The sequence below is a fragment of the Nostoc sp. UIC 10630 genome, assembly GCF_010747425.1.
Lineage (GTDB): Bacteria > Cyanobacteriota > Cyanobacteriia > Cyanobacteriales > Nostocaceae > Nostoc.
In genome coordinates, this window is sequence record NZ_JAAGOG010000004.1 from 80,154 (window position 1) to 105,848 (window position 25,695).

A 25,695-nucleotide genomic window follows, 5' to 3' on the forward strand; every position below is an offset into this window, starting at 1 on the left:
TTTGCAAAGTTTCGTTTCTGAGCAAAGCGCCCGTCTAGCAACGGTTCCATCTATGAACTCTATTACCGTATCTTTGCGGTAAATTAATGTAAAAATTTTACCAATATAAAGTAAAAATGACCATTTCCCAGGCAGCTGGAAACGTCTGCACAGTTTCTGCTTTGAATACAAAGAAACATCAAACAACTAATTCGGTGGATAGTGAAGTAATTTACTTACCAAATACTGATTGTGCAATCAAGCCCCAGGCTTGCTTGTCAGCCTTTACTTCCTATAGGGTTGGAGGAGCAGCTGATTTGTATGTTGCCCCCCGAAACTTAGAAGCACTGCAAGCCAGTCTTAAATACGCAAAAGAACGTGATTTAAAGGTGACAACACTGGGAGCAGGTTCTAACCTCCTGGTAAGCGATGGCGGTATATCAGGCTTAGTTATCGCGACTCGTCACCTCCGCTTCAGCAACTTTGACCCCCAAACTGGTCAATTGACCGTTGCTGCCGGAGAATCAATTCCCAGTTTGGCATGGGCCGCAGCAGAATTAGGATGGCAAGGATTGGAGTGGGCTGTTGGCATCCCTGGAACAGCCGGAGGTGCTGTGGTGATGAATGCAGGGGCACATAATAGCTGTATCGCAGATATGTTAGTTAGTGCCGAGGTACTTTCACCCAATGGGACGCTGGAAACTCTTACCCCGGAACAGTTAGGTTATAGCTATCGGACTTCCTTATTGCAAGGTGGCGATCGCATAGTCACCCAAGCCACCTTACAACTCGCGCCAGGTGCAGACCCAGCAAAAGTTGTAGCAATCACCAAAGAACACAAAAAGCATCGCTTAAGCACCCAACCGTACAACTTCCCCAGTTGTGGGAGTGTGTTTCGCAATCCCAAACCTTATAGTGCTGGCTGGTTAATTGAACAAACTGGTCTCAAAGGCTACCAAATTGGTGGAGCGCAAGTAGCACTACTCCATGCTAATTTCATCGTTAACCGGGGTGGAGCCAAAGCTAGTGACATTTTTTGTCTCATTCGCCACATCCAACATCAGGTGCAAGAACGTTGGTCTATTAATTTAGAGCCAGAAGTCAAAATGCTCGGAGAGTTTCAAGGTGCTTGCTGAAACTTTCAATTCCGGGGATGGGGATTGGGAACTAGGCATATCAGTAAATATGTGTCATAACCAATGCCCAGTGCCCAATTCCCAGATGCATTAATTATTGGTAAAAAAAGAGGCAAATTACTTACCGCATCTATAATTGAATTTGATTTGTTATTCAACGCACAAGCGTACAAATAATTATGACAGGAAAAGGACAGGGATTTGGCTTTGGCTTAGGAAAAATGAAGGAACTAGCCGATGCTTTTAAGAAAGCACAGCAAGTTCAAGAAGGTGCAAAGCGACTCCAAGAAGAATTGGAGCAAATGGAGATTCTAGGAGAATCTGGCGGTGGTCTGGTGAAGGTGATTGTCAGTGGGAACCAAGAACCCAAGCGGGTAGAAATCTCTCCAGAAGCTCTTGCAGAAGGTGCAGAAGTACTTTCCGATCTCGTGACGGTGGCAATGAAAGAAGCCTACAACAAGTCCACAGCAACAATGCGGGAACGCATGGAAGAATTAACCAGTGGCTTGGAGTTACCTGGATTTTAGTCATTGGTCATTAGTCATTGGTGAGCCAGTGCGGTCTTCTCCCAAAGGGAGAGGCTAGCGCCAAGGGGGTTTCCCCCATGAGCAACTGGTGTTAGCGTCGCAGGAGCGTCACCCGTTCGCGTTAGCGTCTCTGAAAGAGAAGGGTCATTAGTCAAAAGACAAAGGACAAATGACTATTGACAGAGGACAAAAAATATCTATGCCTTACAAGTTGCTATTTGTCTGCTTAGGTAACATCTGCCGATCGCCATCGGCAGAAAACATAATGAATCATCTAATTGAGCAGGCAGGCCTGAGCGATGCCATCATCTGTGATTCAGCTGGTACATCTAGTTATCACGTGGGTAGCCCACCTGACAGACGCATGAGTGCTGCGGCTGCTACAAAGTTGGGAATTAAACTACGTGGTCAAGCACGCCAGTTTCAAAAGTCAGACTTTCAAGACTTTGATTTAATTTTGGCGATGGATCAAGAAAATTATGAGAATATCCTCACTCTCGATCGCACTGAGCAATATCAGCATAAAGTGCGTTTGATGTGTGAGTTTTGCTCTCGACACACCTTAAAGGAAGTTCCAGATCCTTACTACGGTGGTCAAGACGGATTTAATCAGGTTATTGATTTACTGATTGATGCTTGTGAAGGTCTGCTCACAAAAGTTAAAAGTGAAGAGTTCTGAGTTTTAATTCCTAACTCCTCACTTTTTTATTCGACTAAACCATGCTTCATAGCAAAACGCACTAATTCTGCTCGGTTGCTGGTTGAAGTTTTTCTCAATAAACTGCTAACGTACTTTTCCACTGTGCGGGGACTCAGGTGTAGCTGATGACCCATATCGGCATTAGACAAACCATGAGTCAATAACTCTAAGACTTCTTGTTCTCTATGAGTTAGGGATGAGTGTAAGTGGGATGTCTGAATTTGAGTAGACAGAGAATTATGGGCATCCCCCGGTTTTGTCAAGCCGGAAATGCCCAAACTCTCTTTATGAGAAAAGCGATACTCCGATTGAATAATTTGCGATCGCTCCAAAAGATTGCGGATTGCTGCTGCTAACTCTTCCAATTCAAATGGTTTGGGTAAGTACAAATCGCACCCTGACTGATAGCCCAGAATTCTTTCCTGGGTCTTAGTTCGGGCTGTTAATAAGATTACAGGTAATAAGCGAAACATTGGTTGTTGACGCACCCTACGCACCAGTTCGTAGCCATTCATCTGTGGCATGATGATATCCGTGACAATCAAATCAGGATTATACTCATCCACCATAAACAAAGCCTCTTGACCGTCATTAGCCGTGATCACTGAGTAGCCAGACAGTTCAAGATAGTCGCTAACAGACAGACGAGTGCCCAAATCATCATCCACTACAAGGATCGTCAAGGGCATGGACAATACACCCCTAGCATTTTTTTTACTCAGAAATTTGCTTCTACGCGCTTCATAGGTGAACACTGGCAAGAATAGTGTTCTTATGTTTCATACTATGACAGGATTACCAGGTAATGACTGCCTTCAGGGTTGATTTATAAAGAAAATCTTAAATCTCTTGTAAGGTTAACGAAGTGCAACTCACCTTTAACTCCCTCAGATCGGGAAGCATAGAGAGCTTTTTAATTTTTAACAACTCATTAATAAGGCAGAGCAAATTTCCATTATAGTATAAATTATTATTAATTTTATCAGTAATGTACCAAAATATAAGTTAAGTAAGCATGATTGAAATAAGTTTGTAGAGAAGGCTTCAGCCCTCTCTTGGAGTAGCGTCTTGTAGCAAGATACCCAACAAGCTATACTACAAAACTTTAATTATTTACGCCGATTTACTTACAAGTCTTTGTGAAACTGCACAAAATCGAGCTTGGTGAAACTTGAGGTGTAATCCCCAAGTTCTGGATAAACCTCAGATGTAATCAATATCAGGTAACTTTAAGTTACCTGAAAACTCTTAATTGTGAACTTAGAAAAGCTAAATTAGTCATATACAGTTCAATATTTATAGCGGTTATAATGAATACCCTATAATTCGCCAGGCAATCCAAATATTTTTTTAGGTACATTTAAAACGCACAAAATTATCAATGAGCGACAAGAACGAAGGTTACAAAGTTATTGCTGACAACCGTCAAGCCCGTTATTTGTATGAAATTCTGGAAACTTACGAAGCCGGAATTGAGCTGACAGGAACCGAGGTTAAGTCAATTCGTGCGGGTAAAGTAAATCTCCAAGATGGCTATGCTTTGCTTCGCAATGGCGAAGCATGGTTGATCAATATTCATATCTCGCCCTACAACGCCAGTGGACAATATTTTAATCATGAACCACGGCGGACACGAAAGCTGCTGTTGCATCGTCAAGAACTCCGCAAGCTAATTGGCAAAGTAGAACAGCAGGGTCTAACTTTAATCCCTTTGAAAATGTATCTCAAACGGGGCTGGGTAAAAGTGAGTATAGCCCTTGGCAAAGGTAAAAAGCTCCACGATAAGCGAGAAGACCTGAAACGACGGCAAGATCAGCGTGACATTCAACGCGCAATGAAAAGCTATTAGGGGTTATTGTGGTTCAAACTACCACACCAGAGTGAGAAACAGATTGCTGTGAAAACCATGTTGTATGTCCACAGCGTGAGTTGTAAAAATCCCTAGTTTATAGCCACAGATTGATTTTATTAAGTTTGGGAATCGATACAGTGGTGAGTAACTTCGGATGGCATAAGGAATTGTCACAACTTATGAAAAGTAATTTCATTACAGCTGTTGGCGCAGGCGTTCTCACCTTGAGTATGGGAATTTTACCCTTGACTCTATCCGCACAAGCTCAGACGACAACTGATCCCGGAGCCAATACTGCTCCCAGAACGACCACTTACGATCGCAACGATTTTGATTGGGGTTGGCTAGGATTACTTGGTTTATTCGGTCTAGCTGGTTTGGCTGGTAAAAAGCGTGATCACGAACCGACTGCTTATCGCGACCCTAATGCCCCAGGTGCCACTACTTACAGGGACTAGACAATTCAAAATACATTTATTTGTCAGTTGTTCAGTAGAAAAACAACTGACAATTTGTTCGTGTTAATTTACTGCTGGCTCTGGATTAGATGAATTTGTCTGGTTTTGAGTTAAAGGTGTCCAGTAGCTGGCAATTAAAGCAACGATGAGCCACCAGAGGGTATTGACTTCAGGACGATACCAGACAGTATCTACAGTGCCATGAGCTAGCATACCCAACAAAATAGCGATCGCTCCAATTAACCAAAATCCCTCTACACTTCTCAATCGTCGCAATCGTCGCACTTGCAAAAGCGCCGTATTAAATGTAACGATTATTAGCCAGAGAAAGCAGGCTAAACCAACAAACCCAGTTTCTACAGTCACTTCAAACAAAATCGAATAAGCACTCAAAGCAGTGTAACGAGGACGTTGGTAAAGGGGATAAACTTTATTAAAAGAGTTGTGACCCGGCCCAATGCCGAAAATTGGGCGATCGCGAATCATTTCAAAGACAGCATCCCACACATTTCGACGAAAATTATTACTGCTATCTTTACGGTCAGCAAAAATGCTGAACACCCGCAGGCGAACTGGCTCTACAAATATCACTGCTAACAGTAATATCCCGATTAAACCTCCTAAGACAATGGGCAGCGACCAAGTACGCCAAAAAGGAGGCATTTCCACACTCTTCCAAAAAACTAGCAATGCCATCACAGCCAAAACTGCCACCACTAGTCCAATCCAACCGCCACGACTAAAAGTCAGGATTAGGCAGGCAGTATTGACAATCAACATTGTTAATGCTAAAGCTTTTTTGAGCCAGCTTTGCCATGCAAAAATTGCCACCAAGCTAAAAATTACTGCTGGTAAGAGGTATCCAGCCAATAAGTTGGGATTTCCTAAATAACTGTAGACCCTTGTAGTCTTAGACAGAGGAGATTCAGGATCAACCCAAGTTGCCAGTGCTGTGGCTCCAAAAAACCATTGCCGCAATCCATAGACACTGACAATTAAGGATACGTGCAGATAAAGGGTGAGAATCCAAGACCGGAGGCGAGGCGACCTTAATACCCTGGCACAAAGGGCAAATAGTAGCAAATACAAGGTCAACGTTCCCAAGTCGTTAAGTGCCGCTTTTTTCACTGGTGATAATGCTGTTGCGATTACGGCAACTCCCCAGTAGAGCAATACTAGTAGGTGAATGGGAGTGACTGACGAGACATTTGCAGGTGTGACTTCATCAGATAAAGTCAACAACAGCCAAAATCCCACACAAGCCACCAATAACAAACCTACCAACGTACTCGAAGCAAAAGGTGCAAGGGCATATATTGAGCTGAGTAATACAGCTGCGATCGCATCTCCCCACTGAATCAAGACGCTGGTTTGCCGCCAAGACCTTAACAGTCCCACCAGAGAACGGTGTACGTAACTGGTAGCAAGATATTCTTTGAGCGGTAAAGATGATAAAGTAAATAGTTGCCAGACTAAATTCATAAAAAACATTGCGATCAATTAGCCTGCCGACGCAGAACTTGGATTTGATCATAATGCTTATGGCTATAAAAAGGTAATAACGTAATTTGTAAATTAGTAATGACGCTTTTAATTCATGTACTTACTACATAACAAAGTATGAATTTGTCTTTCCCTATTCCCTATCACCTGTAATCTGTTCTCTATCGGCTGCGATTAGACATCACTAATTGCTTGCGAGGGAGTTGCCAGTTGCAGTGGCAAAGAAAGCACATAACGATATCCTGATTCTGGTGAACCTTGAATCAAAATTTGTCCAGCGTGCAACTCTGCCAGTTGACAACTTAGCAATAGACCCAAGCTTTCACGAGAAAGGCTTCCATGTAATTTAGCTAAATTTAGACCGGAACTCGCAGCAAGAAAATTGGAGTGGGAATCACTCAGGCTTTTTGAATTGTCCACTGCTACTGATGAAGTCTCTAGTTGCTGTTGTCCTTCTATATGAGTATTGTAAGTTGCTACCTCACCGGTTAACTCTAGCAGCGACAAAGAATTGAGACGGAAGTAAGGGTCAACCTCAGTAATGCCATCCCCTAACCAGGGATGAGAAACCCAAATAGTAATGTTGAGCGTATCTTCCTTGTAAGAAACATGGATGCGAACAATGCTACCTGTAGCCGAAAGTTGAATCACACTGAAAACCAGGTGATATAACATTTGCCGCACCTTGTCTTTATCTAAAGGCCAAATGCGATTACGTCCCGGTTCTATAGAGAGGCGAATGTCTTGCTCGCGGCGATTAGCCACTTCTTCAAGGGTATTGATAGCTTGTTGACATAGCATTTCAATATCCACAGGAGCTAAATTCAGTACAGTTGAGTTGTCATCCATAGCTCCTAGTTCGGTAATTTCGTTTACTAGAGAAAGTAAGTACCGACCACTATGTTGGATAATTTCTAAATATTCTCTTTGCTTAGTCGTCAAAGGCCCATAAATTTCACGTCCTAAAACACTAGCCATACCAAGTACAGATGTTAAAGGCGTGCGTAACTCCTGAGTTAACTGACCCAAAAGTTCCAATTTCAGTTGCTTGGTAGAAACAGAGTCGTTATCTTGAGTGGGTGCGGTGATTTTAATTTCAGTGTTACGTTCGTCATTAAGTGAAAATATAGGAGCGGTCTTGAGAGCGGTTGATTCGAGTTTGCCTTGCAAAAGTCGGTTACGCTCAAATTCACTCATACTCCAACGAGCTATGATTTGTAAAAACTCAATGTCTCGGGTTGTAAAATTGCGTGGCACTAAATCCATCACTGCCAACGCACCTAAACAATGTCCCTCAGCATCAATGAGTGGCGCTCCTAAGTAAGCACGAATACCATAATCCTGCACCAGCTTGCTGCTAACAAGTACTGGGTCTGTAAGTTTATGTGTATCATTAATTACAAATATTTGAAGACTCTCTACAACCTGAGTGCAGAACGATTCCCTGCGTGACAGTTGGCGGCTTTGTGCTAAATGATTCATTAGCCCTAGCCTAGATAAGCCCACTGCTGACTTAAACCAGTGACGTTCTTGATCCACAAATCCCAATATGGAAATTGGTGCTTCCAAAAAGTGGGCAGCAGTCTGTGTGGCTTCTTCAAAAACCGGAATCGTTTCTGGTTGCCGCAAACCTAAATCCGACAAAGCTTTTAGGCGTTGCTGTTCTCTTGATTCATGAGAATCCCAACCATCCTTTAGGGCAAATAATTTGTTTTCAGGCTCTATCATTGCCACTGCTACCTTAATAATTTCTCTATTGTGTAATTGATCCAAGTCCTATTTCTAGGTTATCAATTGCTATTTTTAAGCATTCCCTAATTTTGCCTCTGACAAACAAATTTAGGGCAAAATTTTTTTCTCCCTTCCATTAACTCGGCGATGCAGTATGCACAAGTTACTAATTACTGGTGCTAGATATTCTTTATTTACTACTGGTGTAGTCTTTATTGCTTGGGATTTTACAGTCCGATTGCGTTAGATTTGGATTCAGCCAGGGTAAGCTAATCCTAAGGATACAATACAAAGAAGCTGTCATTCTTTATGTACAGAAGGAAAAATTATTACTGGCAATATCTAAGTAAAATGACTTACAAAAATTATATTTGAGTAACTTTTATAGCAGTTATTACTTATAACAGCTAGCACTAATGGCTGATAATCCTAAATAGCTTATATAAGTCTCAATCGAATAGATTGAACCTATTACAATTTCATTTTGAAAATTGTGTGGTTTTTTTTATTTTTTCCATTTGAGGAAATATTTTTTGAGGACAACTACTAATGAATAAAATGGCTGTTAGAGTTCCTTTTGTAGACCTGAAGTTGCAACACGAACCAATTCAAATGCAATTGCAATATGCAATCCAATCTGTATTGGAACAGGGAGATTTTATTTTAGGGCAAGCACTCTCAGATTTTGAAGCAGCATTTGCGGCAGTATCGGGGGCAGCTTATGGTGTTGGTGTTGCATCAGGAACAGATGCGATCGCTCTCGGATTGCAAGCTTGTAATATTGGTGCTGGCGATGAGGTAATTTTACCAGCCAACACTTTTATCGCAACCTTGATTGGGGTTATCCGCGCTGGCGCGAAGCCAATTCTGGTAGATTGCGATCGCCAAACAGCTTTAATTGATTTAGAGGCCGCAGCAAAGGCAATTACGCCTCAGACTAAAGCAATTATTCCTGTACATCTCTATGGACAAATGGTATCGCCACGTGAACTCATCAAGTTTGCTGATACCTACAAACTACTAATTTTTGAAGATGCTGCCCAAGCACACCTTGCCCAAAGAGACGGATATCACGCTGGTTCAGTAGGCATAGCAGCAGCTTTTAGTTTCTATCCCAGCAAAAATTTGGGAGCATTTGGGGATGGGGGAATGCTGCTGACACGAGATTCAGATGTCGCCCAGAAGATGGGGCGTTTGCGAAATTATGGTGCATCGCAAAAGTATTTTCATACTGAACCCGGTACGAATAGCCGCTTGGATACTTTACAAGCAGCTATTTTGCACCAAAAATTACCATATTTGCCACAGTGGAATCGTGATCGCTTGACTATTGCCCAGCAGTATGATGTTGAACTAGCACCTTTGGCAACTACTGGTATTATTCCTATAGAAAACCAAAGTGATACAGGACACGTTTATCATCTTTATGTCATTAAAGTTGATGATTCTTGCCCAATAGAACGCCAGCAACTCCAAGAAAAACTCACAGCCGTGGGAATTCAAACAGGCATTCACTACCCAATTCCTTGTCATCTCCAGCCAGCATTCAGCAATTTAGGCTATCAGCCGGGAGATTTTCCCCAAGCAGAAAAACTGTCACAGCAAATATTATCATTACCGATGTATCCTGGTTTGAGCAGTAGCCAAGTTAAAGAAGTTGTAGCTGCGATCGCTCATGCAGTCTCAACAACTTCTAAGGTAGATGAAACCTCCAATGCTGACCTTGACAGCGTGGTAGCCTGAAGTGAATTCATACTTATATGTGCATCCAACAATTAGACATTTGTTCTTTGTCAGTTGTTCTTTGCAAATGACCAATGACCAATAAAAATCATGGCACTCCAGCAACAGATTAAAAAAAGAAACGCCTCAGACTTATTGAATCTAGCTATTATAGGCGTTTTGCTGCTGCTTTATGCGCCTATATTGCTACACTGGTTGGATGGTTGGCTGAACAAAAATATCAGTACAGAACACGAATATTTCAGCCACGGGATTATTGGTTTACCATTTGCGGCTTATCTGGCCTGGATAAACCGAAAAAAGTGGACACGTTTACCAGATACCACACATCCTTTGAGCGCTGTTTTATTGTTACTAGGGGCAGTGTTTTATCTTAGTGGTGTTACAGAGTGGGTTAACCTTTCCTTACCCGTTATCCTGGCAGGATTATGTTTGTGGTTTAAAGGAATAGCAGGTTTGCGATCGCAAGGATTCCCCCTGTTACTGGTATTTTTAGCCACCCCGACAGCAGCACCCTATCTCATTGCGCCCTATACCTTGCCTCTGCAAAGCTTCATCGCTGGTACGGCAGGTTTCATATTGAATCAATTTGGTATGGACGTAACAGTAAATGAAATCAATCTCTACGTGGGAGGACGCATTGTAGAAGTTGCCCCCTATTGTGCAGGGTTGAAAATGTTGTTCACGACTCTCTACGTTGGCTTGATGCTGCTTTATTGGACAGATGGTTTATCTTCACGGCGCACAACCATATCGTTTTTATCCCTTGCTGCGATCGTTAGTACTACTGCCAATATCATTCGTAACACTTTACTGACTTTCTTTCACGGCACAGGTCAAGAAGCAGCTTTTAAATGGCTACATGAAGGTTGGGGTGGTGACTTATACTCTGCTTGTATGCTGGTGTCATTAGTACCCCTACTGAATTGGATTAATAGCTATTTTTCAACATCTCTAGAAACTGAGCAAGAAACAGAAAGTTAGAACTATGGGCATTGGGCATTGGGCAAAACAGTTCCGTTAGCGGTAGCGGGGCATTTAGCCTGTGCTGTTAGCGGATAGCTAAGGTTTAGCCCGTGAAGAGTTAGGAGTTACGAATTCTTCCCCTGCTCCCCTCCCTCTTAATATACTCATAAATATTACTGAACTCACGGTGTGATTTTATAAAGTAAAATTTTGCCTAAGTATCACAAATTTTACTGATGATTTCATTCTCCAAGTTTTTCAAAGAAAACCAATTTAGTCAGGTAGCAGCACTTTTGTTATTGCTACTACTGCTAGCAATAGGAGGGATTCCCGGATATCTAACAGGACATTGGCAATGGAAACAGCCGCTACCTGTTACCAATCTCCACGAGTTAAAACAGATTCGCAACACTGGGTTAGCCCTTCCTGGTTGGCAAACTATTGAACAATCAGAACAGCAAATTGGCGAACATAAATGGTCTTTGCAGGTAATGAAAAAAGAAGGTTCGCAATCCCAGGCAATCCTGCTTTTGCTGCCGCAAAATGGGCCTATGGATCAACCAGAGGTAGAGTGGACAGATGTTAACGGCTGGGGAAGATCGCGCTGGGGAAAGTGGGATATAGCGCAATCTCGTTCTGCCGAATTTACTGTGAAACAGTCTAAAAAGTTGGCTTCTAGTGTTGAAACTAAAGTAGAAGCTAGGTTCTTTCGTGCTGTTACACCACAGCAAACCTTCGCTGTATTGCAATGGTACGCAATGCCAGATGGCGGAAATCCATCACCTTTCCATTGGTTCTTGGCAGATCAAGTGGCCCAGTGGCGCAAGCAACGTATTCCCTGGGTAAGCGTGAGCATTCTAATCCCGATGGAACCTTTAGGGCAGGTAGAAACATCTTGGTCTTTAGCCAAGTCTATGGGGGAAACAGTGCAAAGTACATTGATGGCAGGCCCTTTTTAAAGTCTCTGATGAATGCCTTTGTGCAGAGATTCATCAGAAGTATCTCTATAATTACGTTCAGCCTAAAACTTAGACAAAAGATGTTAATAATATGAAGTTAGTATTTAAATTTAGTAAAGTTCCTCTCTTTTTCTTGGTAAATGCTTGCAGACTCCAGAGACATTGGGGACATTAATAGAGTAAAATAACGACTCGGCGCGAATAATTCTCATATCATTTTTTCTGCACCGATGTTCATAGATCCCACTTCTTATATGCGTGCATTCAGCGCCCTGTGTTTTGTTAGTCTTCAAGTAGGAGTTTTTTTAACAACACCTATCCAACTTGTTGTTGCCCAGCCTTTTCCATCTCAAGGACAATCACCAAGGCAACCCCCCTCGCCTGTGCCAGGTACTGAGACTGAGGTTATACCTACAGGTGCAAATGACGAAACTTCCAGCCAACTCAGCCGCTACCTCTTGGGGCCAGGAGACATAATTGGCGTTGTACTTCAGCGTCCTCCTGGCCCATACCGCTTAGGCATAGGAGATGGAATTAGCGTTTCGGTTCAGCGCTTTCCAGATTTGAGTTTTCAAGCTTTAATCAACCCAGAAGGTAACATTGTAGTGCCACTACTGGGAACAGTTTCTTTACAAGGTTTAACTTTAGAAGAAGCTCAAGAAAAAATCCGCTTGGGTTTAAATCGTTATGTTGTCGATCCAGTAATAGTTTTAGCCTTAGCAGCGCAGCGTCAAGACTTAAGTTTTCAAGCTGTAATTAGTCCCGAAGGCAACATCGTAGTACCGCAAGTAGGAACGGTGTCATTACAAGGTTTAACTTTAGAAGAAGCTCAAGAAAAAATTCGCTTGGGTTTAAGTCGTTTTTTCCCAGATCCAATCGTAGTAGTATCTTTGGCAGGGACGCGACCAGTTCAAGTTACCGTTAGCGGAGAAATATTCAGACCAGGAATTTATCCGATTAATTCAGCAACACCCCGCGTTGCTGATGCCTTGCTAATATCTGGGGGTTCAACGTTAAATGCAGACCTGCGACAAATACAAGTACGCCGCAAGTTAATTGATGGTTCTGTGATTTCACAAACTATTGACTTATATGCAGCACTGCAAAATGGCGGTTCAATTCCTAATTTACGCTTACAAGACGGAGATGCGATACTCGTCCCCCGTCGTGAAGTTGGTAATGATGACGGTTATGACCGCAATTTGGTAGCACGTTCATCCTTAGCCACACCACAGATTAGAGTCCGGGTTTTAAACTACGCTGCGGGAGGTCTCTCTATTCAAGCACTGCCTAATGGCAGTACGTTTGTAGATGCTTTGGGAGGAGTAAATCTTGATACTGCTAATCTCCGAGATATCGCTCTCGTTCGCTTTGATCCTGAACAAGGTAAAGCTGTTACCCAGAAACTTGATGCTAAAAAAGCTCTAGGAGGCGATGCGTCTCAAAATGTGGCGCTTCAAGATAATGATGTTATTGTTGTTGGTCGTAACCTCATAGGTAGAATTACTAATTTCCTAACTACCATTACCCAACCTTTCTTCAACGTTCAATCCTTTCTCCGGTTTTTTGACAACTTCGGTGGCGGGTCAAATTAGTAACTCTAAAAGAAGGATACAATCTGGAAATAGTTGGGAGTGTAGGAAGCCACATCTCCAACTGGTCTTTGAATTCGTGAATGTAAAAATATTAAACATATCAACCAATATATAGTATGAAGTTGATAGCGTTCTTTTATCAAAACCACTATCTTTAGTTTGGTGCTTCCTAAATTTTGAATTTTGAATTTTGAATTGGAGCGAAGCGACCATGACCCCACCAATTGTTAAGCGCTATCTTATTGCTTTTGATAAGTACAAGTGGATTGGACTAGCTAGTTTTGGTCTAGTTATAGTAGGGTCGACTTTGGTAGCTATGCAACCAGAGCCACCTACTAGCTATATAGCATCTGCCGCACTTACCTATAGTGGTCCACCAGTTTCTTTCTCTGCAACTGGTACTGAAATCCAACAGCAAGGAAAGGAACTGAATCAGGAAGTTTTACTCTCCAACCAGATAATTGCAGCAGTGGCAGAAAAAGTCGGTGTCAAACCGACAAAGCTGGGTAACAGTGTTGTCCTTTCTGTTCCTAAAAAAAACCCCAGGACTGGCGAATTGGAATCTAGTATTTTGGAATTGAAATATGTAGATACTGATCCCAAACGAGGTATACAGGTCTTGGCGGAATTGATGCAAGCAATGATCAAGTTGAGCAGTGATATCAATACTGGGCGATTACAAGCAATTATTGAAAAGATTAACGATCGCGTACCACAAGCTAAACGAGAGTTGCAAGTTGCTGAAAAGAAGTTAGAACAGTACGATCGCATCGAACGAACGGCAATATTAGCAGCCGAGAATGGCAGCTTGTTAAGCGCTGTTACTGCTAGCCAAAATCTCCAACGGCAGATGCAATTAACTATTTCTGGGGTTGATGGTCAAATTCGCAGTTTACAAAATAAGTTAGGCTTAACAGTCGGACAGGCTTATGTTTCTTCTGCTTTGAGTGCCGATCCAATTATTGGTAACTTACGAGCGCAAATTTATCAAAGTGAGTCGCAAATCGCCGTACTCAGAAAAGATTTGCGACCGGAACACCCAACGATGATTCAGTTAATGCGTCAGAAGCAAGCGGCTGAAGAATTGCTGCAACAACGTGCGGCTGAGGTATTAGGTGGTGATGGAACGGCAGCTCCGCTTCAGGGTAGCGTTGCAGGTATTCGCACCCAAAGCAGCTTAGATCCAGCCCGCCAGCAATTGGCAAACCAAATGGTGTCTTTGCAAACCCAACGGGAGACGCTGCAACAACAATTAGTTCAAGAGATCCAACAAGAAGCGCGACTACGACAAGAGTATTCTCTGATACCCAATAAGCAATTAGAGCGATCGCGTTTAGAACAGGAGGTTGCCCTCAAAAAATCTATCTACGACCAAATGCAGGTGAAGCTAACCGATGCTAAAACCGCAGAGGCAGAAACTACTAGCAGCCTCAGTATTGCCAGACGGCCTACAGCTGCTGCCGACATCAAACCCCCGAAGAGTGTACCTATTACCCTTGCTGTGGGCGGTTTCTTAGGTGTGGTGATTGGTGGCGGGGTAATATTTTTGTTGGGAGCGCTGGAAGGGACTTTCAAAACCAGAGAGGATATTCGCGAGAGCCTCAAGCAACGGGAAGTGGCAGTGTTGGGAGAATTGCCTTTAATGCCAGTTGATGATTTGGATAAAGAGGCAGTACCGGTGGTCATTTCTGCTGATTCTCCTTATTTAGAATTTTATGAGAAATTCCGCAGTAATCTGCGCCGGATAGGTGGTAAAAACTTAAAAGTGGTGTTGATTACTAGCACCAGTAGCTTAGAGGGTAAGACGGCAAGTGCTTATAACTTAGGTATAGCTTCTGCCCGTGCTGGTAAAAGAACCTTGATTATCGAAACAGATTTGCGATCGCCTTCCCGTTCTACATCTCTGAAAGTAATTCCTGACCCCGATGCCTCAATTGAACCCCTACGTTATTACGCTAACTTAAGTGAATGTATCCGTTTAGTTCCTGATGTAGAAAATTTATACATTCTTCCAAGTCCTGGCCCTGTGCGCCAATCTGCTGCTATTCTGGAATCTAGCGAAATGCGGCGGCTGATTGAGGATGTCCGCGAACGCTTTGATTTAGTTATTTTAGATACTAGTCCGCTCAGTATTTCCAATGATCCTTTGTTAATCCAACCTTACAGTGATGGGATCGTATTAGTGACACGGCCACACTACACACAAGAGAATATGTTAGGTGAAGCTGTTGATCAATTGGTAGAAGCTGAACTGGGGTTGTTAGGAGCAATTATTAATGGTGCTGATATCATTGTTTCTGTACCGGAAGAAGTTGCACAATCATCAACATTTACATCTGAGGTAGAAGAATCAGAAGAAGTTTCAGCAGCTGCTAGCAAAAACTGATATCCCAATAGGTAAATTTCAATGTTGTATGGGCGCTTCTCTACGAGACGCTACGCGTAGCTTGCTTCCACGAAGTGGTACGCATTCTCACTGGGTAAGTAAGCAAAGATTAACGCAGAGGTTTGATAGCTAGTAATTTTTTCGCTATGAATTTAGACAGAAAATGCTGTATTTAGTCCTGCCTAAACAACCCAAACAGGGGAGCAAGAATTACCCCAAAAACAAAACCCCCGATATGCGCCCAGTAAGCAACTCCACCGGTTTGTACAGTCATATGAGCGGCTGTTTGTAAGGTAGCAAGACCAGATATAACATTCTGCACAAAGAAAAGTCCAATTATCACTAGTGCTGGAATTCTGATGGTAGTGATGAAAATCCCCAAAAAAACTAAGGTCATGACTTTAGCATGGGGAAAGCGGATAATGTACGCACCCAAAACCCCAGAAATTGCACCACTTGCCCCCAAGGAAGGAATCTCAGAATTCATACCAATAAACCATTGGCATAAGGCAGCTAAAGCACCACACGCCAAATAAAAAATTAGATATTTGGCATGACCTAATCGATCTTCAATATTGTTGCCAAAAACCCAGAGGAACAACATATTTGAGATTAAGTGCCACCAACCACCGTGTAAAAATTGCGACGTAAATAATGTTATCCACTCTCCATTCAAATTGGTTGTTAACTCTTGAGGTACTACCGCATACTGACTTAAAAACTGACTCAATTGTGCATTTGACAGGCTCACCTCGTGAAGAAAAACTACAATATTTATGCCAATTAAACCGTAGGTGAAATACGGGGTGATTCGCGTCGGATTTTCGTCGTAGAGGGGAAACACAGGTGTTTTTCCTAAATTATTGGCTAATTGCAATATAGCTTGTAAGGCTAGCAGTTGCGAAGCTTAGGCAATGTCGCCTATTAAATCAATCAGTCTGATTGATAGTTCCAATAACAAAATCACTTATACCAAGATTCTTCCTGTGATTTATCGTTAAACAAACCTAACAGAGGGCCGAGAATTGCCCCAAAGATAAACCCACCGGCATGGGCCCAGTAGGCAATACCACCGCTTTCCATACCTATATTGGTACGTGTTTCGAGACTAGCAAGCCCGTAGAAAGCTTGTTCGAGAAACCAGAATCCCAAAAAGAAATATGCCGGGACACGGAAAGTTGGGAAGAAAATTCCTAAAGGCACTATGCCGAGAACTTCAGCGTTGGGAAAGCGAAGAATATACGCTCCGAGAATGCCTGCGATCGCACCACTCGCACCTAAAGATGGAATGCTAGAATCTTGAGCGAAGAACCACTGTGTTAATGCTGCCAAAACACCGCAAGATAAATAAAACAGTAAATATTTGGCATGACCTAACTTATCTTCAACGTTGTTACCAAAAATCCACAGAAACAGCATATTACCTGCTAAGTGCAAGAAACCACCATGCAAGAATTGCGAGGTAATCAAAGTTGCCCATTCTGGTACTGGTTGATGTACAGAGATACCACCAAAGCTGAGGGTGAGTTCTCGTGGAACTACAGCCGCAAGGTGTAAAAATCCATTTAATGCTTGTGGGGGAAGACTTGCTTCATAAAGAAAAGCGAGGACATTGGCAGCAATCAACCCATAAGTTACATAAGGCGTGATTTTTGTGGGATTATTATCGCTAATTGGAACCACGGGCGTTTTTATCCTGATTTTAAGACAGCAATTCTACAATACGGAATTTTGTAAGTAGTTTCTTCTACCTCGTGGATGGATCTTGCTTTGAGACTTAAAAACCGAAAGCTAAAAAACCACCATCGACAGTGATACATTGTCCAGTGATGAAAGATGCCGCAGGCATACAAAGAAATGCTACTAAACCCGCTACTTCTTCTGGTTGACCAACTCTTCCCATAGGTGTTTGGGACAGAACTAATTTGAGAAAATCTTGGTTATCGAGTACAGACTCGGTTAGAGGCGTGCGAATAGCCCAAGGTGCTACGGTATTTACCCTAATATGATCGCAAGCCCATTCAACTGATAGCGATCGCGTCAGTTGATTTATAGCCGCTTTAGTCATACCATAAGGAGCGCCTGTACGGTTCGAGACTAAACCCGCCACAGAACTTATATTCACAATGCTGCTATTTTCCCCATTTTGCAGTAGAGGGTAAAATAGACGGCACATCTCAAAAATTGATATCTGGTTTGTCTGGATGATGAACTGATATTCAGCAGCTGTGTAGTCTAGTACTTTTTTGCTGATATTGGTTCCCACATTATTAACCAGGATGTCTAATTTATCCCAGGTTTTGCTAACCTGCTCAAAAATGGCTTGTCGCCCCTCAGCAGTTGCAACATCTGCCGTAATTCCATAAGCAGGTAATCCTAATTCTCGCCAGATAATTAGTTGTTGGTCAACATCTTGAGAATTCCGTGCCACAATTATGACTTCTGCACCTAGAGATAAGAACTCATTGGCAACAGCTAGTCCAATGCCTTTGGTAGCACCTGTAATCAGTGCTTTCTTTCCTGTCAGTGTCCAGCGTAGACGTAGCCCGCCGTAGGCATCACTCATTTGTAATTTTGCGGATTTTTTATTTTCAAGGTATCAATTTAAGAGTTTATATTGTAAGTGCCCAATGCGATCGCTTTTTATAGTAATGTAGGCGATCGCAATCTCTAAACCATTCACAACATCTGATTCCAGTTCAATAGCTGATCAAACTCATGTTTTTTTCAAATTCTCTGGAAAATCAACTCCAGCGCTGGAACGAAACCATTCGCAATCAGCCGAAAAATCCTAATGCTTACGTTCGTCGGGGTATGGTTAACTTTCAACTGGCAAAAATTGATGAATCTATTCAAGATTTCGACATAGCAGAGCAATTGGATGCTAGTATTAAACCATACCTCTGGCAACGTGGATTATCGTATTATTATGCAGAAAGATTTGCTGAGGGCGCTGAACAATTTGAAATAGATTTGACCGTAAATGCTCAAGATGTAGAAGAGACAGTATGGCGATATATCTGCATAGCTTGTTCATTAGGTTTTGAAGAGGCACGTAAATCTTTACTAACTGTGAAAAATGACCCTCGACGCATTATGCAGCGCGTATATGATTTGTATGCGGGAGATTGTACACCAGATGATGTTTTAACTGTTGGTCAATCAGAAGGGATAAAGGGAAATTTTTACAGTCATCTTTACTTGGGATTATATTACGAAGTCGAGAATAATGTTGATTTGGCTCATGAATATATAGTTAAAGCTGCTGATAATTACAAGATTGATGATTATATGTGGTATTTGGCGCAGGTACATAAAATCCTGCGAGGATGGTTTTGATTTTCTCAATAGTAAATAAATCAAGCGTTATGGAAAGGGAAACTTACAAGTAATGTCTCGGTCAATTCCGCTTATGGATTGGGCGAGCGCACACTGTGTCAGAATCGCTATTGTAAGTGATTATGCTGATTAGAAGTGGTATATGCTTTTCAGATGTGTAGCAAATTAGGCGATCGCCTCGAAAAGAAAACTTTCCAGTCGTGCCTCAACAGATTACCTAAGCCAGCTAACGTTTTCAATCAACGGGGGTAGATAAAACCGAACTTAGCGCTAGCGCCGTCCGCTACACCACGGTTGTTAGGTGGCTGTAACTAGACCAAAAAACAGAAGCAGCCAAGCCAGAACTACGGAGGTAGGTATACCATAGCTTGTAACTCTGCCTAATAAGCTTATTGTAGGACTACCAAAGGTTGGTGGATACTGCTGAAATCCACCCCTTTGGTTCCATTTTGCCTTAATTCCGTTACTTGAAAGAGCAGCAGCATGAACGCCAACAAGAGCTAATAATGCAACAGCAATTCCAATAGCTGGTATGACATTCCTAAAAACTAGACGTACTGATGGTTCTGTATCTTTATTAACAACCAATGCAATCGAAGCAAAAAGAAATCCTTGAAATGTAAGCATCCAGGAAAGCCGAGTATTGATTAACCCTTGCTCCCTTTCTATTTGCCGTACTGTGTACTCGTAAAAATCTTTTTGAGATAGTTCTTCTGCGTTAGTCATATTTTAATCAAAACTGTTTATCAAACTTCTAATTAAATTCTAAATTCAAATGGTAACACATATACTACAACTATTTTTTAGAATAAACAGCTTCCTCCACATATTCAATTTTCAGTGGCTTCAGTTTCAAACTGTACTTGTCGGTACAAATGGGCGATCGCAATTTCTACATCCACCGATTCCAGCCGTAATATTTCATCCAAATTATACTCCGACAGCACCCATTTCCCCTGTTCATTGCGCCGAAACACTTCTACAACTGGTTGAGCTACTTGTACTAAGACATATTCTTGCAAGGTTGGAGATTGGCGATATTTGGCAAACTTTTTCCCCCTATCGGCTGCTTCTGTTGAAGGTGATAGCACTTCGATAATTAAGCAGGGAAATTGTACCAATTGTGGATCAGTATCTCGCTCATCGCAAGTTACCACCACATCTGGATAAAAATATTTTTGCTCCGGTTCTACCTGCACCTTCACATCTACAATGTATACTTCACAGGAGCGATCGGCTAAGGCATCATCTAAGAGCTTAAAGAAATTTCCAGAAACCCGATTATGGTTGCGTGTAGCACCGCTCATCATCACAACTTCGCCATCCCAATACTCGTAGCGTTCCTCTTGGGTAGGTTCCCAAACCAGGTATTCTTCTGCACTCATCAAAATGTTGTCGGGTAAAGCAACCATTGGCACGATCCCTTAATGATTCACTTGATTTAGGATAGCGAAAAAATGGCGTTCTCTTTTAGTATGACTAGAAAAACGTTAGTGAGTCCACGAACGTTTTTAGAAATTACGAATTATTTAGATTTTTCGCAACAATTCCCGAATAGCGATCGCACAATCAGGGAAAGCTAAAGGTGAAATTGTCACATCCTCTGAAAGTATGCTCTCACTGTGATATCCGTCTGGACTAGGGAGACGATACATATACAACTTGCGTCCATTGACATCTAAAATCCAGTACTCAATAATACCTGACTTAGAGTATGCGATCGCTTTTACTTCTCGATCATATTTGAGACTGGAATCAGCTATTTCAATCAGTAAAAACACTTCGGAAGCATTGGGATGGTGATCCTCATAATCTAATGGATTCAGCTTCACCACTGAAATATCTGGTTCTGGTTCCGAGTAATCGTCAAGTTGCACTGGTGACTGGATTCTTAATAAAACTTTGTCACCCAAACGTTGACGTAATAACCTTTCTGTGCGGGTAATTGCTGATTCGTGAGCAGTTCCTTTTGCTGACATTCTGATGATTTGTCCAGCGATTAATTCTAAGCGTTCTTCAGGATGAAAAATCCCCGTTTCCGCCATTTGGTGATATTCTTGAACACTAATTAGGCGAATATTGGTGAGCATAAAATTCACTTTAACGTCCTAGCATTTTATCCCGCAGATGTTTAATGCGATCGCGCAATTTTCCCGCCTCTTCAAATTCGAGTTTTTTCGCCGCTTCTTTCATCTGCGCTTCTAACAGAGTAATCAATTGGGGAATCTGTTCTAATGGCAGTTCATCTAGATGTTCATCTACAACTTTCAAGTCAGTTGCATTTAACCGCCGAGATACATCTAAAAAAGCCAAAATCGCATTACTTGATTTTTTGACAATTGGTTGCGGTGTAATCCCATGCAGTCGATTATGTGCCGTTTGAATACCACGCCGCCTGTCTGTTTCATCAATAGCTTTAATCATGCTACCTGTCATATTATCGGCATACAAAATCGCTTGTCCCTGGACGTGACGCGCGGCTCTACCAATAGTTTGAATTAAGGAACGCTCGGTTCGCAAAAAACCTTCTTTATCTGCATCCATGATTGCTACTAAGGAAACTTCGGGTAAATCCAAGCCTTCCCGCAGCAAGTTCACACCAACTAAAACATCAAATTTCCCCTCGCGCAAGTTCTGCAAAATCTCAATGCGCTCAATAGAAGTAATCTCGGAATGTAAATACCGTACCCTTATACTGCGGTCTTGCAAATATTCAGTTAAATCTTCCGCCATCCGTTTGGTTAATGTGGTAATTAACACTCGTTCATGGCGGTCAGCTCTATCTTTAATTTCGCCTAACAAATCATCAATTTGTCCTTCTGTAGGACGCACGGAAATTTCTGGATCAACCACCCCAGTTGGTCTAATCACTTGCTCAACTACATGATCTTCAGAAACTTCTATTTCCCAAGTTCCGGGAGTTGCGGAAACAAAAATACACTGATTAACCTTTTGCCAAAATTCTTCTGCTTTCAAAGGACGGTTGTCAGCAGCACTAGGAAGCCGAAATCCATGTTCAATTAAAACTTTTTTTCTCGCTTGGTCGCCGTTATACATACCGCGAATTTGGGGTACGGTAACGTGAGATTCATCGATAATTAATAGCCAATCTTTCGGAAAATAATCAATTAAACATTCTGGTGGATCTCCAGCTTGTCTTCCTGCTAAGTGACGGGAATAGTTTTCAACGCCGTTGCAGTAACCTACTTCGCGTAGCATTTCTAGGTCATAGCGTGTACGTTGATCTATACGTTGTGCTTCTAATAGTTTCCCAGCTTGTTCTAAGTCCAGTTTTTGCTGTTTTAATTCTGCTGCAATGTCATGACAAGCTACTTCTAAGCGTTCTTCTGGGGTGACAAAGTGACGCGCTGGGTAGATATTCACCGCTTCTAAGCTCTTGAGAATTTCACCTGTCACTGGGTCAATATAGCGAATCGCGTCAATTTCATCACCAAAGAATTCGACGCGGATAATTCGGTCTTCATAGGCTGGGCCAATTTCTAAGACATCACCACGGACACGAAATTTTCCTCGGCCCATTTCTATGTCGTTGCGGCTATATTGAACATTTGCCAAATCCCGTAAAATTTGGCGTTGATTTACTTCCATACCTATTTGGAGAGGGATGGCAGCTTTGAGATATTCTGCTGGCATTCCCAAACCGTAGATGCAGCTGATGGAAGCAACGACAATGACATCACGGCGTTCAAACAGTGATCGCGTCGCTGAATGCCGTAACATATCAATTTCATCATTAATCGCTGCCGTTTTTTCAATATAAGTGTCGGTAACGGGAATATACGCTTCTGGCTGATAGTAATCGTAATAGCTGACAAAATACTCGACTGCGTTGTTGGGAAAGAAATCCCGCAACTCGTTACAAAGCTGTGCAGCAAGGGTTTTGTTATGGGCCAAAACTAAAGTAGGCTTGCCAATTTTCTCAATAACTGCTGCTACCGAAAATGTCTTACCAGTTCCAGTGGCTCCTAGTAAAGTTTGGTAGCGATTACCTGATTGGATACTAGCAGTAAGTTGTGCGATCGCTTGTGGTTGATCGCCTGTGGGACTAAAGGGAGCTTGAAGACAAAATTCTGTCATACAGTTTTGCTGGAAATACCCTATCTCATGGTGACGATTTCGCCCTGTATCCATTGTAGCTGGCTTATTAGACTAAATAAATTGTAATAATTTATTACAAAACTTATTAATTAAAATTTACTTATGTATCAGTTTTAAAGATTCTTATATCTATGTGAGGTTTTTTAAGGTTAAACTCTAAAGTATATGGGAAAAAATTTCATCTTTCCTTAATTATTGTAAAATTCAATTAACAAACCAGAGGTGTTCGTTTATGGCTATTAGCAACGCTGGCAAAGCAATCAGTTCTCGGCAAAACAATGCTAAGTCTCCAGGGGAAACAACAGAGGAAGTTGAAAATCAACCAGACCAGAGCTTGAATGCAGATAAAGTCGAGGAAGCTAATGAACTGCCAGTGGGAGCTTCTGGAACACTTGCAATTTCTGGAATTCGTCCCATAGGCCCTAGCGACTTAGAAGTTGCTGAAAAACTTTCAATTGCTGGGGTGCGTCCTATTAGCACCAGTACATTAGAAGTAGTTGAAACCTACAACTCAATGGGTATTCGTCCAATTGGCGCTAATACATTCCAAGTTGTTGAAAGTATCAATCTCTCTGGGATTCGTCCAATTGGCTCAAGTTTATTGGTAATTGATGAAAGCTATTCCACCTTCGGTAATCGTCCAATAGCATCAAATGAGATTGACAATTCTGAAAGCCTGATGGGTTTTCTAGATTAGACAAAAGAAATATCCCCATAACTTTATTAACCCAGTTTCTATACGAATCTGGGTTTTTTATTTAAATAGTCAAAAGTAGGAATTACGATATTCGCCCTTGTTCTATGTCTTTTAGCATAGGTAACTAAACTGTTATTGCTTTAATTTACATTCAGTCAACAGCCAGAATGCTTACTATGACTACCTTTCTTAATTACGAAATAAGCATTAGGAATTACGATTTTTTTAATATGTCTTGTGGTGGAAGGCTTTAGCAAAAACTTTAAGCTACTGTGTAAAAGTAATCACAAAATATTTCAAAGTTTAGTTATAGCTTTGAAAAGAATTTTTTACAAAATCAGGAGTACAAAATGAGTATTGAAGATCGCGCTAAAGCTGCTGCTAAAAATGTTGAAGGTAAGGCCCAAGAAGCATTAGGAAATATCACTGGAGATCCAGAAGATAAAGCCAAAGGTAAAGCAAAACAAGCTGAAAGCGAAGTCCGTCACGGGATTGAAGATGTAAAAGATAATGTGAAGAAAAATATTGACTAACAATTCATAATTTTTTTGCAGAAACTCTAGGGATATCAATGGGGTGGATTCCATTTTTGCAAGAAAATGTGAAGTGTTCAAGATTCATTCAATGCTATGTACCTTTCTTCTCATCTTAGCAAACATGAACAGATAAAGGACTAGCTTGATTTGCATAAATTTTGCAGAGGTGTAATTTATTACTCCTCTGCATTACAAAGTAATTTTATTAATTCAGAGGAATAACCTCTATAAATTCTAATTTTATAAATGTCAGCTAAATGTAAGCAATTAGTTTAAACGTACAACTTATTCTATCTGTTGTTTAAAGTGTTTTTTCAGGAGGTAAAAAAATGATTCTGCTTCAACAAAGTCGCAAAATATTGGCGACTTTCCTTTTAATTGGAGTATTGATGATAACTACCGCTTGTGGTGGTGGTGGTACTGTGTCACAAGTTGACCGCCCAACAACTCCCTCAGCAATTGGCCGAGATGTAACTTATGCAGAGTTGGAGCGAGGCAATACTCCAAGCGGACAAACCTTTGGTAACTGGGTTGTGCAAACATCTCAAGGATTAGTTCAGGACGCTTATGTTCGTGATAACAACAAACTAGGTGTTGTGATTTCCCCTAAAGTTAGTCCTAACGAAGTGCGACCACTAGCAAAATCCTTAGTTCAAGGTTTTCGGAAGAACTTTCCCAACCAAGACTTAAAGGTTTTGGTTTATGCGCCTGATAAGAAATTGATTTTGACTACTGAGTATGATGTTCAGACTAATCAAGTTAAGTATAGCTAATTGCTGTATTTGCAATGAAAACTTGAAGAGAGTTTGATGAATTGGGATTTAGAGTTATGGCTTGGAAATACCAGCCATCAAAATAATTTGACGAAAAAAGGAGATAAGTAAAGTGGCAAGTAGCGAACAGTATAAACGTCAAATAATGAAAGATTTGGCTCAGGGTGATGTTGAATCTTTAGATGATACTACAGCCGAATCAACGGCGGAATATCAAAATTTTGATGATTTCGCTCAACGCACAACACCAGATCAACGTCGGCAGTTATTTGGTCGATCTTTACATCCAGATCGGATTCCAACCAGCCAGATGGAGCCAGAATTACAGAATGCGATCGCACAAATTAAACCCAATGAACGGGATGATGTAGCAAGAGCCTTTTTCAAACACTTGAAGGAAAGAAAGCTTGACGAGAAGCATCTAGAGCAACAGTTGGGGCTTTCTACACACCACGCCAGCCGCATGACTGCTGATGATGTTAGCAAACTCGCGTCTTTCGCATATCATAACCACCCCGATATTTTCCGCGAAGTGCTAGCAGAGCAACCAGGGATAATCAAGTTTCTCAGTAATCCTGTAGTAGCAGGTATTCTTGGCATTGCAGCGGCTAAGTGGTTGGGTAGTCGCAAGTAATTTCTGAATTTTGAGTGTATAAGTAACAAAGTCAGGTGAGCATAGCTCACCTTTATTTTTTG

At 41.7% G+C, this 25,695-nt stretch carries 25 protein-coding genes; 15 read left to right on the forward strand and 10 right to left on the reverse strand.

Annotation, left to right across the window (positions count from 1 at the left end):
* The first annotated feature begins 116 nt into the window (after positions 1 to 116).
* The 3 genes from murB (at position 117) to G1O98_RS02415 (ending at position 2,321) form a co-directional block, all read left to right on the forward strand.
* Positions 117 to 1,115: a UDP-N-acetylmuramate dehydrogenase gene (gene murB / locus G1O98_RS02405; protein WP_114083710.1), complete on the forward strand. Its 999-nt coding sequence runs from the start codon at positions 117 to 119 to the stop codon at positions 1,113 to 1,115.
* Between the two features lie 179 nt (positions 1,116 to 1,294).
* Positions 1,295 to 1,642, forward strand: a complete 348-nt coding sequence (locus tag G1O98_RS02410; RefSeq protein ID WP_163926995.1) for a YbaB/EbfC family nucleoid-associated protein — start codon at positions 1,295 to 1,297, stop codon at positions 1,640 to 1,642.
* A 199-nt stretch (positions 1,643 to 1,841) separates the two neighbouring features.
* The gene (locus tag G1O98_RS02415) at positions 1,842 to 2,321 is read left to right on the forward strand and encodes a low molecular weight protein-tyrosine-phosphatase (protein ID WP_083782455.1); all 480 of its coding nucleotides are present in this window, start codon (positions 1,842 to 1,844) and stop codon (positions 2,319 to 2,321) included.
* Between the two features lie 26 nt (positions 2,322 to 2,347).
* On the opposite strand, the gene G1O98_RS02420 is transcribed toward G1O98_RS02415, so the two are convergent.
* Positions 2,348 to 3,031 (reverse strand): DNA-binding response regulator, encoded by a 684-nt coding sequence (locus G1O98_RS02420; protein ID WP_163926996.1) that lies wholly within the window; start codon positions 3,029 to 3,031, stop codon positions 2,348 to 2,350.
* 692 nt (positions 3,032 to 3,723) lie between these two features.
* Here G1O98_RS02420 and smpB point away from each other — a divergent pair.
* Together smpB and G1O98_RS02430 are read left to right on the forward strand one after the other, a co-directional pair.
* Positions 3,724 to 4,191 carry an SsrA-binding protein SmpB gene (gene smpB, locus G1O98_RS02425; RefSeq protein ID WP_012407256.1) on the forward strand — a complete coding sequence of 156 codons (468 nt, stop codon included), beginning with the start codon at positions 3,724 to 3,726 and terminating at the stop codon, positions 4,189 to 4,191.
* A 182-nt stretch (positions 4,192 to 4,373) separates the two neighbouring features.
* A complete protein-coding gene (locus G1O98_RS02430) occupies positions 4,374 to 4,652 on the forward strand; it encodes a WGxxGxxG family protein (RefSeq protein ID WP_163926997.1) in 279 nt (92 codons plus the stop codon).
* A gap of 63 nt (positions 4,653 to 4,715) precedes the next feature.
* On the opposite strand, the gene G1O98_RS02435 is transcribed toward G1O98_RS02430, so the two are convergent.
* Positions 4,716 to 6,134: an IctB family putative bicarbonate transporter gene (locus G1O98_RS02435; protein WP_163926998.1), complete on the reverse strand. Its 1,419-nt coding sequence runs from the start codon at positions 6,132 to 6,134 to the stop codon at positions 4,716 to 4,718.
* A 195-nt stretch (positions 6,135 to 6,329) separates the two neighbouring features.
* Complete coding sequence (locus G1O98_RS02440) at positions 6,330 to 7,883, reverse strand: GAF domain-containing sensor histidine kinase (RefSeq protein ID WP_163926999.1); 1,554 nt, start codon at positions 7,881 to 7,883, stop codon at positions 6,330 to 6,332.
* Positions 7,884 to 8,435: 552 nt separating this feature from the next.
* On the opposite strand from G1O98_RS02440, the gene G1O98_RS02445 reads away from it, so the two are divergent.
* From G1O98_RS02445 to G1O98_RS02465, 5 genes are all read left to right on the forward strand, one after another.
* The gene (locus tag G1O98_RS02445; protein WP_175586479.1) at positions 8,436 to 9,629 is read left to right on the forward strand and encodes a DegT/DnrJ/EryC1/StrS family aminotransferase; all 1,194 of its coding nucleotides are present in this window, start codon (positions 8,436 to 8,438) and stop codon (positions 9,627 to 9,629) included.
* A gap of 90 nt (positions 9,630 to 9,719) precedes the next feature.
* Positions 9,720 to 10,613 carry a cyanoexosortase B gene (crtB, locus tag G1O98_RS02450; protein ID WP_163927000.1) on the forward strand — a complete coding sequence of 298 codons (894 nt, stop codon included), beginning with the start codon at positions 9,720 to 9,722 and terminating at the stop codon, positions 10,611 to 10,613.
* A 218-nt stretch (positions 10,614 to 10,831) separates the two neighbouring features.
* Positions 10,832 to 11,554: a cyanoexosortase B system-associated protein gene (locus G1O98_RS02455; protein WP_163927001.1), complete on the forward strand. Its 723-nt coding sequence runs from the start codon at positions 10,832 to 10,834 to the stop codon at positions 11,552 to 11,554.
* A gap of 230 nt (positions 11,555 to 11,784) precedes the next feature.
* The gene (locus G1O98_RS02460; RefSeq protein WP_175586480.1) at positions 11,785 to 13,149 is read left to right on the forward strand and encodes a polysaccharide biosynthesis/export family protein; all 1,365 of its coding nucleotides are present in this window, start codon (positions 11,785 to 11,787) and stop codon (positions 13,147 to 13,149) included.
* A 211-nt stretch (positions 13,150 to 13,360) separates the two neighbouring features.
* A complete protein-coding gene (locus tag G1O98_RS02465) occupies positions 13,361 to 15,535 on the forward strand; it encodes a polysaccharide biosynthesis tyrosine autokinase (RefSeq protein WP_163927002.1) in 2,175 nt (724 codons plus the stop codon).
* 172 nt (positions 15,536 to 15,707) lie between these two features.
* Here the strand turns inward: G1O98_RS02465 and G1O98_RS02470 are convergent, their stop codons facing one another.
* From G1O98_RS02470 to G1O98_RS02480, 3 genes are all read right to left on the reverse strand, one after another.
* Positions 15,708 to 16,379 carry a rhomboid family intramembrane serine protease gene (locus tag G1O98_RS02470; RefSeq protein WP_163927034.1) on the reverse strand — a complete coding sequence of 224 codons (672 nt, stop codon included), beginning with the start codon at positions 16,377 to 16,379 and terminating at the stop codon, positions 15,708 to 15,710.
* 119 nt (positions 16,380 to 16,498) lie between these two features.
* Positions 16,499 to 17,218, reverse strand: coding sequence for a rhomboid family intramembrane serine protease (locus G1O98_RS02475; RefSeq protein WP_163927003.1), 720 nt, complete (start codon positions 17,216 to 17,218; stop codon positions 16,499 to 16,501).
* A gap of 94 nt (positions 17,219 to 17,312) precedes the next feature.
* The gene (locus tag G1O98_RS02480; RefSeq protein ID WP_163927004.1) at positions 17,313 to 18,101 is read right to left on the reverse strand and encodes an SDR family oxidoreductase; all 789 of its coding nucleotides are present in this window, start codon (positions 18,099 to 18,101) and stop codon (positions 17,313 to 17,315) included.
* Positions 18,102 to 18,253: 152 nt separating this feature from the next.
* Here G1O98_RS02480 and G1O98_RS02485 point away from each other — a divergent pair, with 152 nt between their 5' ends.
* Positions 18,254 to 18,874, forward strand: a complete 621-nt coding sequence (locus G1O98_RS02485) for a hypothetical protein (RefSeq protein ID WP_163927005.1) — start codon at positions 18,254 to 18,256, stop codon at positions 18,872 to 18,874.
* A 297-nt stretch (positions 18,875 to 19,171) separates the two neighbouring features.
* Here G1O98_RS02485 and G1O98_RS02490 read toward each other — a convergent pair whose 3' ends face one another.
* The 4 genes from G1O98_RS02490 to uvrB all read right to left on the reverse strand — a co-directional run bounded on the left by G1O98_RS02490 (position 19,172) and on the right by uvrB (position 22,972).
* Positions 19,172 to 19,600 (reverse strand): hypothetical protein, encoded by a 429-nt coding sequence (locus G1O98_RS02490; protein WP_163927006.1) that lies wholly within the window; start codon positions 19,598 to 19,600, stop codon positions 19,172 to 19,174.
* 104 nt (positions 19,601 to 19,704) lie between these two features.
* On the reverse strand, positions 19,705 to 20,286 hold the full coding sequence (locus G1O98_RS02495) for a Uma2 family endonuclease (RefSeq protein WP_163927007.1): 582 nt from the start codon (positions 20,284 to 20,286) through the stop codon (positions 19,705 to 19,707).
* Between the two features lie 117 nt (positions 20,287 to 20,403).
* A complete protein-coding gene (locus G1O98_RS02500) occupies positions 20,404 to 20,964 on the reverse strand; it encodes a Uma2 family endonuclease (RefSeq protein WP_163927008.1) in 561 nt (186 codons plus the stop codon).
* 10 nt (positions 20,965 to 20,974) lie between these two features.
* A complete protein-coding gene (gene uvrB, locus G1O98_RS02505; protein WP_163927009.1) occupies positions 20,975 to 22,972 on the reverse strand; it encodes an excinuclease ABC subunit UvrB in 1,998 nt (665 codons plus the stop codon).
* 253 nt (positions 22,973 to 23,225) lie between these two features.
* On the opposite strand from uvrB, the gene G1O98_RS02510 reads away from it, so the two are divergent.
* The 4 genes from G1O98_RS02510 to G1O98_RS02525 all read left to right on the forward strand — a co-directional run bounded on the left by G1O98_RS02510 (position 23,226) and on the right by G1O98_RS02525 (position 25,633).
* Positions 23,226 to 23,690, forward strand: coding sequence for a hypothetical protein (locus tag G1O98_RS02510; RefSeq protein WP_163927010.1), 465 nt, complete (start codon positions 23,226 to 23,228; stop codon positions 23,688 to 23,690).
* Between the two features lie 350 nt (positions 23,691 to 24,040).
* Positions 24,041 to 24,223, forward strand: a complete 183-nt coding sequence (locus G1O98_RS02515) for a CsbD family protein (protein WP_069070399.1) — start codon at positions 24,041 to 24,043, stop codon at positions 24,221 to 24,223.
* A 332-nt stretch (positions 24,224 to 24,555) separates the two neighbouring features.
* A complete protein-coding gene (locus G1O98_RS02520; protein WP_163927011.1) occupies positions 24,556 to 24,999 on the forward strand; it encodes a hypothetical protein in 444 nt (147 codons plus the stop codon).
* Positions 25,000 to 25,111: 112 nt separating this feature from the next.
* Positions 25,112 to 25,633, forward strand: coding sequence for a hypothetical protein (locus G1O98_RS02525; protein WP_163927012.1), 522 nt, complete (start codon positions 25,112 to 25,114; stop codon positions 25,631 to 25,633).
* Positions 25,634 to 25,695 lie beyond the last annotated feature (62 nt).